This is a genomic window from uncultured Campylobacter sp. (assembly GCF_938002845.1).
Taxonomy (GTDB): Bacteria; Campylobacterota; Campylobacteria; order Campylobacterales; family Campylobacteraceae; genus Campylobacter_B.
In genome coordinates, this window is sequence record NZ_CALKZP010000041.1 from 14,457 (window position 1) to 27,884 (window position 13,428).

The 13,428-nt window shown below is 46.1% G+C and carries 15 protein-coding genes; 2 read left to right on the plus strand and 13 right to left on the minus strand.

Annotated features, from left to right (window positions below; all coding sequences use genetic code 11):
• Positions 1-45 precede the first annotated feature (45 nt).
• The 7 genes from Q0224_RS06285 to Q0224_RS06315 all read right to left on the minus strand — a co-directional run bounded on the left by Q0224_RS06285 (position 46) and on the right by Q0224_RS06315 (position 7,173).
• Complete coding sequence (locus Q0224_RS06285; protein WP_297949939.1) at positions 46-1,488, minus strand: Ppx/GppA phosphatase family protein; 1,443 nt, start codon at positions 1,486-1,488, stop codon at positions 46-48.
• Positions 1,489-1,734, minus strand: a complete 246-nt coding sequence (locus Q0224_RS06290; RefSeq protein ID WP_005871264.1) for a YfhL family 4Fe-4S dicluster ferredoxin — start codon at positions 1,732-1,734, stop codon at positions 1,489-1,491. It abuts the gene before it with no gap.
• 49 nt (positions 1,735-1,783) lie between these two features.
• Positions 1,784-3,031, minus strand: a complete 1,248-nt coding sequence (locus Q0224_RS06295) for a HAMP domain-containing sensor histidine kinase (protein ID WP_297949941.1) — start codon at positions 3,029-3,031, stop codon at positions 1,784-1,786.
• A gap of 38 nt (positions 3,032-3,069) precedes the next feature.
• On the minus strand, positions 3,070-3,741 hold the full coding sequence (hsrA, locus tag Q0224_RS06300) for a homeostatic response regulator transcription factor HsrA (protein WP_005871260.1): 672 nt from the start codon (positions 3,739-3,741) through the stop codon (positions 3,070-3,072).
• 76 nt (positions 3,742-3,817) lie between these two features.
• Positions 3,818-4,135 (minus strand): dihydroneopterin aldolase, encoded by a 318-nt coding sequence (locus Q0224_RS06305; protein ID WP_291939954.1) that lies wholly within the window; start codon positions 4,133-4,135, stop codon positions 3,818-3,820.
• A complete protein-coding gene (gene plsY, locus Q0224_RS06310) occupies positions 4,132-4,875 on the minus strand; it encodes a glycerol-3-phosphate 1-O-acyltransferase PlsY (protein WP_297949944.1) in 744 nt (247 codons plus the stop codon). Before plsY ends, Q0224_RS06305 begins: the two co-directional genes overlap by 4 nt.
• Before the next feature lie 12 nt (positions 4,876-4,887).
• Complete coding sequence (locus tag Q0224_RS06315; protein WP_297949946.1) at positions 4,888-7,173, minus strand: DUF87 domain-containing protein; 2,286 nt, start codon at positions 7,171-7,173, stop codon at positions 4,888-4,890.
• A gap of 94 nt (positions 7,174-7,267) precedes the next feature.
• Here Q0224_RS06315 and Q0224_RS06320 point away from each other — a divergent pair, with 94 nt between their 5' ends.
• Positions 7,268-8,191 (plus strand): methylenetetrahydrofolate reductase, encoded by a 924-nt coding sequence (locus tag Q0224_RS06320; RefSeq protein ID WP_297882905.1) that lies wholly within the window; start codon positions 7,268-7,270, stop codon positions 8,189-8,191.
• A 933-nt stretch (positions 8,192-9,124) separates the two neighbouring features.
• Here Q0224_RS06320 and Q0224_RS06325 read toward each other — a convergent pair.
• The 6 genes from Q0224_RS06325 to Q0224_RS06350 form a co-directional block, all read right to left on the minus strand.
• On the minus strand, positions 9,125-10,123 hold the full coding sequence (locus tag Q0224_RS06325; protein ID WP_297949948.1) for a beta-ketoacyl-ACP synthase III: 999 nt from the start codon (positions 10,121-10,123) through the stop codon (positions 9,125-9,127).
• An 8-nt stretch (positions 10,124-10,131) separates the two neighbouring features.
• Positions 10,132-11,124: a phosphate acyltransferase PlsX gene (gene plsX / locus Q0224_RS06330; protein ID WP_297949950.1), complete on the minus strand. Its 993-nt coding sequence runs from the start codon at positions 11,122-11,124 to the stop codon at positions 10,132-10,134.
• A 4-nt stretch (positions 11,125-11,128) separates the two neighbouring features.
• Positions 11,129-11,275 (minus strand): 50S ribosomal protein L32, encoded by a 147-nt coding sequence (rpmF, locus tag Q0224_RS06335; protein WP_005871250.1) that lies wholly within the window; start codon positions 11,273-11,275, stop codon positions 11,129-11,131.
• 18 nt (positions 11,276-11,293) lie between these two features.
• Complete coding sequence (locus Q0224_RS06340) at positions 11,294-11,647, minus strand: hypothetical protein (protein ID WP_297949952.1); 354 nt, start codon at positions 11,645-11,647, stop codon at positions 11,294-11,296.
• A gap of 9 nt (positions 11,648-11,656) precedes the next feature.
• Positions 11,657-12,070, minus strand: a complete 414-nt coding sequence (gene ndk, locus Q0224_RS06345) for a nucleoside-diphosphate kinase (protein ID WP_177388469.1) — start codon at positions 12,068-12,070, stop codon at positions 11,657-11,659.
• 107 nt (positions 12,071-12,177) lie between these two features.
• Positions 12,178-12,462 carry a 4Fe-4S dicluster domain-containing protein gene (locus tag Q0224_RS06350; RefSeq protein ID WP_297949954.1) on the minus strand — a complete coding sequence of 95 codons (285 nt, stop codon included), beginning with the start codon at positions 12,460-12,462 and terminating at the stop codon, positions 12,178-12,180.
• A 180-nt stretch (positions 12,463-12,642) separates the two neighbouring features.
• Between Q0224_RS06350 and Q0224_RS06355 the strand changes: the two genes are divergently transcribed.
• On the plus strand, positions 12,643-13,239 hold the full coding sequence (locus tag Q0224_RS06355; protein ID WP_005871241.1) for a peroxiredoxin: 597 nt from the start codon (positions 12,643-12,645) through the stop codon (positions 13,237-13,239).
• Positions 13,240-13,428 lie beyond the last annotated feature (189 nt).

Consider the following 13,428-nt stretch of genomic DNA (forward strand, 5'->3'; position numbering starts at 1 on the left):
GAACTCCGCCCGCCTTAAGCTTGCGCGACAAGCAGGGGTGGCTATTTAAAGGAATTTTATCGCAAATATCGCAGGTTTTGCGAGCTTTTTAAGGCTTCCTTTAAGCATTATCAAATTATCCGCGCCGGAGATTTTAAGAGTGGAGTTTTCAAAGCTAAATTCTAAATTTTTTAGCGCATTTTCGCTTAGAAGGCGCGCAAGCTCCAAAATATAGCTCAGCCAGGCGAGCTTGCCGGCATCGGGCAAAATCGCGCTCAAAGGCGCGAACGTAGCGCCCAGCTCGCGCTTTCCGTGCATCGAGATGATCGCGGCTATGAGCGCCTTTTCTTTGTGCGTCGTGCGGTAGTTTAGCCCGCCGAGCACCATATCCGCGCTGGTTTCGTGCTTGGCATAAAAGCCGATCGCCCGCCCGATCTCGCAAAGCGATGCTGCGGTCTGCAGAATTTTAATATATTTTTCGCCCAAGCCGTGTAGAGGCGATAGCGCGCAAAACAGCGCCTTTGCGAACTTCGGAGCCTCGCTCGGCTCGGAAGCGAAGCGATCTTTAAGGCTTCTTAGGCTCGGATTAAAGCCTCTAGGTAGGTTTGCGCCGCGTAGAATTGAGCTTAAAAACGCCCCCTCTCGCACTCCCACGCCGCTTGTGATGATCTTTTTCGCTCCCAGGCGCCTTACGATCTTATCAAAGATGATGGCGCCCTCTCTGATTGTGTCGTAGCGGTCCTTTTTGATCGGGAATTTCGCCAGATCAAGCGTCTTTGCGCTCATCAGCTTGGCAAAAAACGGCGCGTATTTTTCATAATCATAGCTGAAATTATGCACGATTTTTAGCGGGTGGTTTTGCAGGCTCATCACGGCGCCGGAAAGCGCTCGCGCGGAGCCGCCCATTACGATTAAATTTTGCGTGCGAAACTCGGCGCCGAGCTGCGAGATCGCGCTGTTTATGTATTTCTCCAGCCCCTTCGTGTCGCCGCGGTCGAAAAACAGCTCCTTTAGCCGCACCGTGCCTAAATTTAGAGAAATTTTATTTTCTATCCTGCCGTTTTTTATGTAAGCAAGCTCGGTCGAGCCGCCGCCGATGTCAAGCGTAACGCCCTCGGAAAAGTCGCTAAGTAAATTCTGCGCCGCATAAGCGCCCAGATACGCCTCCATCTGCCCGTCTATCTTGCGGATTGTAATGCCCGTTTGCTTGCGGACGAGATTTATAAACTCGGCTCCATTCGGAGCATCGCGAAGCGCGGACGTACCGATGCAAAGCACGCGTTTGGCCTTGTAATTGCATACCAGGGTTTTAAATTTTTTAAATGCGAGTAGGCATTTTTGCATCGCTTCGGAAGTTAAAATTCCGCCGTTTTCGTAAGCGCCTTCGCCTAGGCGGATCTTGATCTTGTGCTCGGCCAAAATGAAAAATCCAAGCCTGCTCGTGCGCTCGAAAATCACGGCTCTGGCGGAATTTGAGCCCAGATCTATGACGGCGACGCGCTTGGGCATTTAAATTTCCATATGGACATGTTTGTATTTCAGCTCGTCTGCCGTCTCGATATTATCGGGGTCGGTGATGATACACTCGACGGGACAAACCACGATGCAAGCGGGCTCGGAGTAATCATCTACGCACTCGCAACATCGATCGGCATCTATGATGTATATCGGCTCATCCTCAAAAATCGCTTCATTAGGGCATTCCTCGCGGCACGCGTCGCAACTGATGCATTCTTTTGTAATCAACAATGACATATAATTTTACCTTACGAAAAAATTTATGGCGTTTATACCATAAAAAGCTTCATTTTGTTTTAAAATAGCGGAATTTCGGGCTATTTCTTAAATTTTTTAGCGGAAGTTTGAAAATCGCGACAATTAGCGAGCGCCCTTTGTCGTTTTTAAGATCTACTTGCGCGCCCATCGCTTGAGCAGCATTTTTGGCTAAAAATAGCCCGAGCCCCGCCCCCGGCTTGCCACCATAGCGCTTAAAAGGGGCAAAATAATCGATCTCTTCGTTAAGCGGCTCGCCTTTGTTTGCGACCCGCACGATGAAATCTCCATCCGAAATTTCGCTCTCGATCAGTACTTTTTCGCCATCAGGAGAAAATTTTATGGCGTTTTGGATAAAATTTTGAATCACGTGCATAAAGAGGCTTTTCTGCACCGAAATTTCAAGCTGTTCGGGCTTAAGATCCATCGTCAAGTCCTTGCCTGCCGTACGCGCTAAAATTTTAAAGCCCACGCATAGCTCCCGTAGATATGCAATCATATCGGTCTGCTCGGGCGCTTCGAACTGTGCCCCCTCCTGTCGCCCGATCTCTAGGATCGAACTGATCATCTTATTCATATTATCGATCGAATCGTTGTTATTTTTAAGCGCCTCGATATATTTCTCGCTCTCGCGCGGCTTGATGAGCGTGACTTCGTTTTTGGTTTTCATCACCGCCAGCGGAGTCTTAAGCTCGTGCGCGATGCCGATAAAAAGCTCTTTTTGATACAAAATGAAAGTTTCAATGCGCTCAAGTAGGCGGTTTATGCTATTTGAAAGCATATTAAATTCGCTCGGGATTTCGGCTCCGTCGATCGGCTTTAGAAATTTTTCATCCACCGAAGCGAGCCTTTGGCTGATCAGCTTAATCGGCATCAGCAGCATGCGCGAGAGAAACATCGCGTAAAACACCACCAAAAATATCATAGTCAAATTTACTAAAATTATGTCGATGAGTATTTGATTTACGATGTTTGCATAGACGCTCACATCTGCTTTGATGCTTAAAATTTTATCCTTACCATAAGGATAGTGCAGCTGTAAATAGCTCCTGCCGCCCTCGGAGCTTTCGATAAATTTAGGTTTATTGATACTTTCGTTTTCGATGATTTTGCTTTCGTATTCACCGGATGCGTCTTGTAAAAAAGATGAAATTTTCTCAGGCGTCACGGAAGCGTCTACGATTTTTTGTGCTCTTTGGATTAAATTTTGAACGGGAGTTTCGAAGATGGTAATTCTCATATAATTATAGAGCATTACCGAAAAAATGACAATTAGCATCAACGAAGCGGATGCTAATTGTATTACAAAGCGGACTCTTAAGCTTTTTGTGGAAAGCAAAATCTATATCCGCGTCTGCGAACGGTCTCGATCGTAGAGATATTTAGAGGCTTATCCATTTTCTGGCGAATTTGATTGATCGCGACTTCGATGACGTTTGGCGTAACGAGCTCAGGCTCCTCCCAGATAGCGTCTAGCAGCTGCTCTTTGCTTACGATCTGATCGCTGTGGCGCGCCAAGTGAGTTAGCACCTCAAACGGCTTACCCTTAAGCTCGATCTCTTGACCTAGATATGTGATCTTTTCCTCGTCCGGATCGATGATAAGATCGTCGATTTTGATGATATTTGAGCCACCGAAGCGAAGTCTAGCCTCAAGGCGCGCTACTAAAACATCAAAGTCGAAAGGTTTTTTGATAAAATCGTCTGCGCCCGCGCGAAGCGCTTTGATCTCGCTTTCTTTATCGTCTTTTGCAGATAGCACGACGACGGAGGTGCGCGCGGATTTTTGCTTAACTAATGCGATGAGATCGATGCCGTTGCCGTCAGCTAGCATCCAATCGGTTAGCACCAAATCATAATTTCTAATGCCGATATAATACTCTGCGTCCTTAAAACTCTCGGAAGTATCCGTCTGATAGCCGAACTCCATCAAGCCCTCCGCTATCGTCTTGTTTAAAGTCACCTCGTCCTCGACTATTAAAATTCTCATTTAATTTCCTTGCCTTAAAATTTTGCGGCGATTTTAACATATTTTAAGCAAAATTTCAAGATTTTTTAAAGAAATTTTAAAATTTTATCTCTATTTCTGCGCCGACGCTCGCGTCTTGTAAAATTTCGGGCTTTAAAATTTTCATATAAAAATAATCCATCGATCGAAATTTTGAGTGAAACTCCTGCGCGAAGTATTTTAGCGCGTCCTCTACGAGGCGAAATTTTTTCTCGCGGAACTCCGCTTTGATATATTCGCAAACCCGCGCATAGTCGATAAATTCCTCCGCTCCGAACTTCGCCCACACCCAGACGCGCTGCTCGCGCTTGCGCTCAAAATCCAGCGTCCCGATTATCGTGCCAAATTCCAGCTTTTCGATTAAAATTTTAATCATACTACGCGCTTTTCCTCGCCCTTAAGCAGCCTGGCGATATTCGGCGCGTGTTTGTAAAATACGATGAAAACTATCAGAAAGATCGGCGCATGAGTGTTGATCGCGGGCATCTGCGGATGGATCACGTAGCTTGCAATAACTAGCGCAAGCGCCGCTGCAAGCGATGCTACGGATGAAATTTTAACCGTCTTGCCGACTACAAACCAAACGGCAAGCGCGATGATAAGCTCGATAGGGATGAAGCAAGCAAGCACGCCGGCTCCCGTAGCAATGCCTTTGCCGCCGTTAAATTTCAGATACGGGCTGAAGCAATGCCCAAGCACTGCAAAGACCGCCATACCCCACAGCACATTTTCGTCAAAGCCCAAAGCCCGCGCGATTAGTATCGGCAGGATGCCCTTTAGCGCGTCGCAGGCGACGGTGAGGATCGCGAGCTTTTTTGCTTTTTGCGGATCGTGAGTTTTTAAGACGCGAAGGACGTTGGTGGCGCCTATGGAGCCGCTGCCCTCTCTTTTGATATCCACGCCGCCTAGGTATCTGCCGATCAGCAGCCCAAAGGGGATCGCAGCGATCAGATACGCAGCAAAGTAGCACCAAAAATTCGGCGCCGTAAATGTCCTATATAAAATTCCAAGAATTCCGCTTCCTAGAATTCCATGCTCATCTCCTAGAAAATATTTTGAGCTAGGATCGCAGAGAGCGGCGTATATGATATTTAAAATTTCACTAAGTTTATCCATAAAATTCTCCCTTTAACTCTTCCAAAGTAGCGAAATTTTCTCGTCGTAGATGTCGGTTTTCTTCGGCGAAATTTCTTTCGTTTCGAGTTTAATATTTTTTAGATCCAGGCTCTGTTTTAGCGCGTCCACTTCAGCCTCAAATTTTTGCGTAAGCACCTCCAGCTCCTCTTGTAGCGCGCTTAGGCTATTTTCGGCATTTTTGGCTTCGCTTCGTTCATTTAAAATTTTATGTGCGCTCTTTGCGCCGCTGATCGCCTTGGAGATGTTGCTAGCGCTGCGCGAGCGACCTAAAAACGCGCCTAAGATCGCTCCGCCTATGTTTAGCGCCGCATCCACCCCGCGACTTAGCACGTCGCCCTTTTCCTTCTCATATTTTTCGCTAGCGCGAGAAATTTTATCCTCAAGGCGCGCTTTTTCCTTTTCAAATTTAGCCGCGATTTCATCGGTTTTGGCCTCTAAAATTTCGTTTGCCTTATCGCCTAGGCGCACGAAAAACTCCTCCCTGCTCTCGCCCGGCTTTGAGAGCAGATCAAGCGCGCTAAAAAGCTCGAGTTTTTCATTGCGATATAGCCACTCCTTAAAGCTTTTAAGCTGAGCGTTTAAATTTTTTGCTCCCGCGATAAAGCTAGGGAGCGCGCCATAGAGCGAGCCCGCCTGCTCCTGTCCGCTTAAATTTGCAACTTCTCGCGTGCTTGCCTCGCCCCAATCTATTTCGCTTACGTCCGAAAGCGAAAGCAAAAAGGAGCGCTCCTGCGTAAAATCGACTCCCTTGTCGCAAAATCGCATCTTTGCGCTTGCGTACAGATACGGGCTTAGCTCAAGGCTCGCACCGTAGCTGTAAAGCTGCGAAATTTCACCGGAAACTACGGGCTTGGCGGCACCGGCGGATTTGACGCCTTGCGCGGCGCCGGACGAAATTTCAGCCTTTTTGTCTTTCATTAAATTTGAAATTTGCTCGTTACTTAAAGGGCCTTTTAGATAGCTTAGCGCAAAGCGCGTCTCGATCACCCGCAGCACGTCCTCGTTGATGTTTTTTACCAAAAAATTTCGCTTTTTGAGATTTGAAATTTTCTCCATCAGAACGCTTTTGTCGATCGGATTTGAGCCGATGCCGCTTAGGCCGCTGATGACGCGCTCTTTATCCTGCGCGGTCTGCAAGCGTCCGATAAACCACGTACCAATATTGCTAAGCCCTTTATAATCGAGATCGACCGGGTTTTGCGTCGATAGAACGCAGCTAAGTCCGAAAGCGCGAGCCTGCTTTAGCAGCGTAAGCATCGGGGTTTTGCTCGGCGGATTGCCGTTTGGCGGGAAGAAGCCGTAAATTTCGTCCATATAAAGCACGGCGCGCAAGGAACTCGTGCCGCTGGTGGTGCGCATCCATTTGATCATCTCGCCCAAAAGCAGCGTGACGAAAAACATCCTCTCATCGTCGTTTAGATGCGCGATGGAAAATATATTCGCTCTCGCCCTGCCGTTTTCATCAAATAGCATCTTGGCGATATTTAGTCGCTCGCCCTCGCACCAAAGCTTAAAACTCGGGCTTGCGATGAGCGCATTAATCTTCATCGCAAGCGCCATTCGCTTATCGCTCGGAAAGAAGGTATTAACGTCGAAAACGCCGATTTTATCGAATGGCGGGTTGCCGATCTGCGCGATGAGATCCACCACGCTCACCCCCTCGCCCCTGCCGAAATGATAAGACAGAATTTGGCTGATCAGTAAAAATTCCGGCGAGCTGAGATTATCACTGCTAATCCCTGCGAGGCTTAGCACGCTAGTGGCGATACCGCCGACGTAGTTATTCAGATCCTCTTCGTTTAAGCCTTTCGGCGCTTCAAAGTCGCTTAGTAGGCTGATCCCAAGCCCTGCGCTTGATTTGGGCGTATAAATTCTAAAATCAGCGCTGTTTTTCAAAAGCTCCACTCTCGCCAGATCTTGATATGAGTCCTCGATCCCCTCGCGCCAGGTATTTGCGGTCTGCTCGGCATACTCGTGCACGCTAAGACCTTTGTTTTGCGCCTCGGCCTCGTCGATATAGGGCTCAAAATCCTCAGCCCTCATCTGCGGAAAGGTAAGAGCTAAATTTGTCAGATCGCCTTTCGGGTCGATGATGATGGATGGGATATTATCGATCGCGGCTTCTTCTAGCAGCGTGATACCAAGCCCCGTTTTGCCGCTGCCCGTCATTCCTATGATAAGCGCGTGAGTCGTCAGATCCTTGTTTTTATACAAAAACGGCTCGCCGTTTTCAAGCCCCAGATAAAAAAGCTTTAAATTTTCTTGAAGCGTTTTCATTGCCTTCCTTAAATTTGCAATTTGTGCGGCATTATATCATTTAAATTTTTAAATTTAAATTTGCTAAAATGCGCGAAAAATCAAGGAATGGCAAGTGTTAAAAGAAAAAATTAGAAACGGAAAAAGCGGAATTTTGCTCTACGGCATCGTCCCGCCTAAAATCACGTCCTCTCAAGACGAGCTCGAGCGACTAGGTACGGCGTGGTCGCAACGCCTAAGCGAATGTGAATGCGACGGTATCGTTATCTACGATCTACAAGACGAAAGCGCGCGCACAAAAGATGAGCGGACCTTCCCTTTTGTGCATACGATCGATCCTGCACGCTACTACACGCAGTATCTACATACCGATAAAGAAGCGATCATCTACCGCGCGGTAGGCAAATATGACGAAGCGGAATTTTGCGAAATTCTAAGGCATGCCGCAAGCGGACTGGGCGTTTTCGTGGGGGCGAGCTCTAAAAACGAAGAATGCAAACTGCATCTAAGCTGCGCCTATGAGCTCAAGCGACTCGTGGCGCCGCATCTTTGCCTAGGCGGCATCTGCATTCCTGAACGCCATGAAAAGAGCCGCGACGAGCACCTAAAAATCGCAGAAAAGACTGCGGACGGGTGCGAATTTTTTATCACTCAGGCGGTTTATAATGTACAAAACGCCAAAGATTTCATCGACGATTACGCTGCTTTGGAGTGCAAAAAGGTGCCGATAATCTTTACTTTCACGCCGTGCGGCAGCCTAAAGACGCTTGAGTTTATGAAGTGGCTTGGCATCTCGGTGCCAGATTTTTTGCAGCAACGGCTGCAAAGCAGCGTCGATATCTTACAAAGTTCAACAGCGCTGTGCGCGGAGATGTTTGATTTCATCTACAAATACGCCCTCGCAAAAGGTGTAAGCGTAGGCGCAAACGTCGAGAGCGTAAGCACCCGCCGCGTCGAAATCGAAGCCTCGCTCAGCTTACTAAAAGAGATCAGAAAAATTATCCTTAAGCACGAGAATTTGGGATTTTACGTTATTTAAAATTTTAAACCGGGTACACGAACAAAACGCTAGATAGTCCAAGCTAGCGGAGGAATTTTAGATAATTTCGGATCGCTTTTTAAAAAATAATCGAAATTTTATCCGAATGGAATTTGAACTTAAAATTTATAAAAAATTGCCTTAATAATATGCTTTAATACCTGTCGTCCGTAACTGCAAGATGATATTTCGTGCTAAAATTTCCCAATGCTTACAATGACATTGAGCTAGGCATATCATCAAACCTATAAATCGCTGTAGCTTTCACACTAAAGCTAAGTGCATTGACCGCTTTAGTCTGCAGCTGACGCGACCGCGTCCTCCGTCATCCACTATCTACACAGGGATAAATGTATATTGTATAACGGGAGATAGCTGGAGATTTTAACGCCCTATAATACGACGCCTCTTCGCTCATGGCATAGCGTCCTTTATTATTCCATTCGTAGTATTTGATTTAAATTTACCGGCGTTTATGCTAAATTTCAAATCTAAGGCAATTTGATGCTTGCTGTTGTGAGCGTTTTGGTATTTGAATTTTATTCTACAGCCTATGTGTAGGTCGCTCAAAAGATCCACCATACGCCGCCATAAAAATACTTGCCGAGCTTTGCAGCTAATTAAAAGCCGTTAATGCAGAATCGCCTGAAATTAACGCCCATTTAAGCTATCGCATATTTGATTTCTTTTATATTCTAAAAGCCCGCCACCAAAAAGCAGCAGACCTAAGACTAACGTCGTTTTACTATCTCACGCAGAAGCCGATATGTTAACTGCGCAAGATTATAATATGTTTTCAATCGCAAACGCTTCATTTTAAAATTTTGAAACCTAACTCAGAATAAATATAAACTTGAAATTAGTTTTGTAAATAAGCTTAGAATTTAACTTTTAAATATGGCGAAATTCAAAGATAATAAAATTTAAAAAGCGCTAGTTTATGCTCTTACCGCCGAATTTTAAAAGCGCACTACCCCACGTAAAACCGCCGCCGAACGCGTCCAAAAGCATAAGCGAGCCATTTTTGAGCCTGCCGCTCTCGTAAGCGTCATTTATCGCCATCGGGATCGACGCCGAGCTCGTGTTGCCGTATTTGCCGATCGTAAGCACGCACTGCTCGTCGCTAAATTCTAATCTCGCCTTGACCGCCTCGATGATGCGTAAATTTGCCTGATGCGGGATGAAAAGATCGACCTGCTCGGGCGAAATTTTATTTTTCTCCAAAATCTCCACGACGTCGTTACTAAGCGTCGGCACCGCGATTTTAAAGACCTCGCGCCCCGCCATCTGCATGAAGCCTAGCTTTTCGTCAATGATTTTTTGGCTGAGTGGATTGACGCTACCCGGGGCTGCGGTGATGAGAAGATCGCCCTTACTGCCGTCGCTAGCGGTATGAATGTCGATGATTCCGTTATCGTCACGCGCCGCGATAACCGCAGCGCCTGCGCCGTCGCCGAAGAGTATGCACGTAGCGCGGTCGCTCCAATCGACTATCGAGCTTAACTTTTCCGTGCCGATTATCAACACGTGTTTTTTTGCACCGCTTTCGATGAGGGATTTTGCGAGCTCTAAAAGATAGATGAAGCCCGTACAGGCGGCATTTATATCAAACGCCGTGATGCCGAAGCTCAAACCCAACTTATCCGCGATGACGCACGCGGTCGAGGGCATACAGAAATAATCGGGCGAGATCGTGGCGCATATTATTGTATCGATCTCGTTTTTTTGCAAACCGCTACGCTCAATCGCAAGTGCCGCAGCCTTCATACCCAAATCGCTAGTGGTCTCGCCCTTTGCGATGCGGCGCTCATGAATACCTGTTCGCTTGACGATCCATTCATCAGTCGTTTCAACCATTTTTTCAAGATCGAAATTGGTTAAAATTTCGCTCGGCGCGTATGCTGCGATTGAGATCATCGAGGCTTTTTGCATTCGTTTTCCTATTCGTTTGAAGAAATTTCGCTTTCTATCGCGGAGTTGATTTTGGAATCTGCAAATTTAAGCGCCTGAAAGATCGCGTTTTTAACGGCTTTCGGGGTGCTTTTGCCATGGCTTATGATGACGCATTCTTTGACGCCTAAAAGCGGCGCACCGCCATATTCGTCATAATCCGTACTTTTTTTAATAATTTTAAAGACACGCTTCATCAAGATGGAGCCTGCGATGGCGATAGGGGATTTTTTAGTTTCGTTTTTAATAAGTTTGCCGATAGCGCTTGCGACACCTTCGCTGGATTTTAGCATAATGTTGCCGATAAATCCGTCGCACACGACCACGTCTACCGAGCCGTCAAAAATTTGATTGCCTTCGACATTACCGATAAAATTTTGCATCTTCTTAAGCATATGAAAGGTTTCTTTTGTTACCTCGTTGCCTTTACTATCCTCCTCGCCGTTGGATAATAAGCCGATGCGTGGTGCGTTTAAACCCATAATCTCCTTGGCATATGCTTCGCCCATAATCGCAAATTGAAACAAATTCTCAGGCTTACAATCCACATAAGCGCCCACATCTAGCACAAGCGTGCGACCGCCTATGGAATTTGGCATCAGCGTAGCAATCGCCGGGCGTAAGATACCTTTGAGTCTTCCTATGCGAAGCGTAGCAAGACTCATCGTAGCGCCGCTATGTCCTGCTGATACCACGGCTTTGCAAGTGCCGTCTTTTACTAGATCGACCGCTTTAAAGATGCTGCTCTCTTTGCGTTTGAGAGCGTCGGTTGCGCCCTCTTTCATCTCGAAAACTTCGCTTGCAGCTACGTAAGTGATATACTTCTCAAACCCATAACCTTGCGGGATAAAAGGCTTAATGCTAGCTTCATCGCCTACCAAAAATGCATTAAATTTACGCTCTCGCAGCGCATCTACGACTCCGTTTATTATCGGCTCGCAGCCGAAATCACCGCCCATCGCGTCTATAGCAACGGAAATCATTGGATTAATATTCGCCCGTAGTTTTGTTTATTCTATGCGGAATTTTCCAGCTTCCGTCTTTATCTTTGACGGGAATCGGAAGGGTCACTTTGTAGTGAGTGCGTCTTTTCGCCGCACGAGTTTTACTAACTCTTCGCTTTGGAACTGCCATTTTTTCTCCTTTATAAATTTAATTCTTGCATTCTTCGCAATAAAAATAGTCGCTTTTAAAAGCTTCCGTTTCGCTTCTTAAAATTTCATCCACATCAACTTCGGCACCGAAAAACTCCATCACGTCCAAGCTTTCGTGTTTTTCATCGTTAAAAACGCCTTCGCTTAGAAGCAAATTTACGCTCTCATTTACGTCAAGATCGAATTCTTTACCGCAACGATCGCAAATATATGGAATTTTACCCTTAATTTCGCCCTTGCACTCGATAAACTTAGAGTCTTTTCGTTTTAAATTTCCGCTAAACTTAAGTCCGTCTCGGAAAATTTCAAACGGCACGGGCGCGGCGGAAATTTTAGCAAAAGCGATCTTCACGCGGCACTCTTAGCAAATTTCTCTTTTTGCAAAGAAAAATGCGATCTCGGTTTTTGCGTTTTCTAGGCTGTCGCTGCCGTGAACAGCGTTAGCGTCGATGCTGTCCGCAAAGTCCGCTCTGATCGTGCCTTTATCGGCTTTTTTCGGATCGGTAGCGCCCATTAGCGCGCGATTTTTAGCTACGGCATCATCGCCTTCAAGCACCATCACGACCACCGGGCCACTAGTCATAAATTCAATCAGATCCTTGTAAAAAGGGCGATCCTTGTGAATTTCATAAAATTTACCTGCATCTTCGGCGCTTAGGCATAGTTTTTTGGCCGCTGCAATTCTTAGTCCGTGGCTTTCGAAACGATCGATAATTTTGCCGATAACGCCCTTTTTAACGGCATCAGGCTTAATAATAGAAAGCGTTTGCTGCATATAATCTCCTTAAAGTGAAAGGCGGATTGTATCGAAAAATAGGTTAAAATTTATTTAAGGATTGAATGAATTAAAATTCCGCGCATTTGATCGCGGAATTTTATCTACTAAGCAAGTACCGGAGTATCTCCGCTGCGTAGATCCGCGCCTATGGAATCCCTACTAGGTTGGCCCGCTACGATGTCGCTCCAGACGATACAGCCGTCGGTCGGACAGGCGCTGGCGCAAGCCGGCTCGTCGTTGTAACCCACGCACTCGACGCATTTATCCGCGTATACGTAGTAGCTATCCTCGCCGCTTGGGTTGTCGCTATCGTCCACGATCGCATTTACCGGGCACTCGTCAATGCATGAGCCGCAGCTAATGCAAATATCGGTGATTTTTACAGCCATTGTTTCTCCTTTATCAAAAAATGCGAAGTAATGATAACATACTAAATTTAAAAAATGATAAAATTTAATATTATCAAACAAATAAATTTTATTATATAAAAATTTTCATCAAATTTCAGCAAATCTAAAGTTTTAAAATGTATAATCGCCATCATAAATTTTATTAACAAGGAGAAACAAATGATAGTAACCAACAAAGCCGTTGATTTTACGGCAACTGCGGTTTTAGGCAACAACGAAATAGTTGAGGATTTCAACCTCTATAAAAATATCGGCGAAAAAGGCGCGGTCGTATTCTTTTATCCAAAAGATTTTACCTTCGTCTGCCCAAGTGAGATCATCGCATTCGATCACAGATATCAAGATTTCAAATCCAAGGGCATCGAAGTTATCGGCGTTAGCTGCGATAGCGAGTTTACGCACCTTGCATGGAAAAATACTCCGGTAAACGCAGGCGGTATCGGCAAAGTGCAGTTCCCACTCGTCTCAGACATCACGAAGGACATCGCGCGCAGCTTCGACGTGCTGTTCGGCAATGCCGTAGCGCTTCGCGGCAGCTTCCTACTTGACAAAGATGGCACCGTCCGCCACGCCGTCATCAACGACCTACCGCTAGGTCGCAATATCGATGAGATGCTTCGCATGGTCGATACGATGCTATTTACGAACGAGCACGGCGAGGTTTGCCCTGCGGGTTGGCACAAAGGCGACGCAGGGATGAAAGCAGACCCTAAGGGCGTCGCGGATTATCTAGGCAAAAATGCGAGCAAACTATAAGTTGTAAAATTCTTCGCGCGAGCGTATGAAGTTCTAACCGCGTAAGGTTTAAATTTAGCCTTGCATGGGCTGTTAAAGCTAGCAAAGCTTTCTAAATTCCGCTGCCAAAATTTTGAGTCGCGGCGGCGGAATTCCAAAAATTCCAAAAATTCCAAAAATTCCAAAAATTCCAAAAATTCCAAAAATTCC

Coding starts and splice junctions, on each gene's coding strand:
- Q0224_RS06290 (WP_005871264.1), bottom strand. CDS start 1,734: ATGTCATTGTTGATTACAAAAGAATGCATCAGTTGCGACGCGTGCCGC.
- Q0224_RS06350 (WP_297949954.1), bottom strand. CDS start 12,462: ATGGCTGTAAAAATCACCGATATTTGCATTAGCTGCGGCTCATGCATT.
- hsrA (WP_005871260.1), bottom strand. CDS start 3,741: ATGAGAATTTTAATAGTCGAGGACGAGGTGACTTTAAACAAGACGATA.
- Q0224_RS06285 (WP_297949939.1), bottom strand. CDS start 1,488: ATGCCCAAGCGCGTCGCCGTCATAGATCTGGGCTCAAATTCCGCCAGA.
- Q0224_RS06295 (WP_297949941.1), bottom strand. CDS start 3,031: ATGCTAATTGTCATTTTTTCGGTAATGCTCTATAATTATATGAGAATT.
- Q0224_RS06325 (WP_297949948.1), bottom strand. CDS start 10,123: ATGCAAAAAGCCTCGATGATCTCAATCGCAGCATACGCGCCGAGCGAA.
- ndk (WP_177388469.1), bottom strand. CDS start 12,070: ATGCAGCAAACGCTTTCTATTATTAAGCCTGATGCCGTTAAAAAGGGC.
- Q0224_RS06305 (WP_291939954.1), bottom strand. CDS start 4,135: ATGATTAAAATTTTAATCGAAAAGCTGGAATTTGGCACGATAATCGGG.
- Q0224_RS06355 (WP_005871241.1), top strand. CDS start 12,643: ATGATAGTAACCAACAAAGCCGTTGATTTTACGGCAACTGCGGTTTTA.
- plsX (WP_297949950.1), bottom strand. CDS start 11,124: ATGATTTCCGTTGCTATAGACGCGATGGGCGGTGATTTCGGCTGCGAG.
- Q0224_RS06315 (WP_297949946.1), bottom strand. CDS start 7,173: ATGAAAACGCTTCAAGAAAATTTAAAGCTTTTTTATCTGGGGCTTGAA.
- plsY (WP_297949944.1), bottom strand. CDS start 4,875: ATGGATAAACTTAGTGAAATTTTAAATATCATATACGCCGCTCTCTGC.
- rpmF (WP_005871250.1), bottom strand. CDS start 11,275: ATGGCAGTTCCAAAGCGAAGAGTTAGTAAAACTCGTGCGGCGAAAAGA.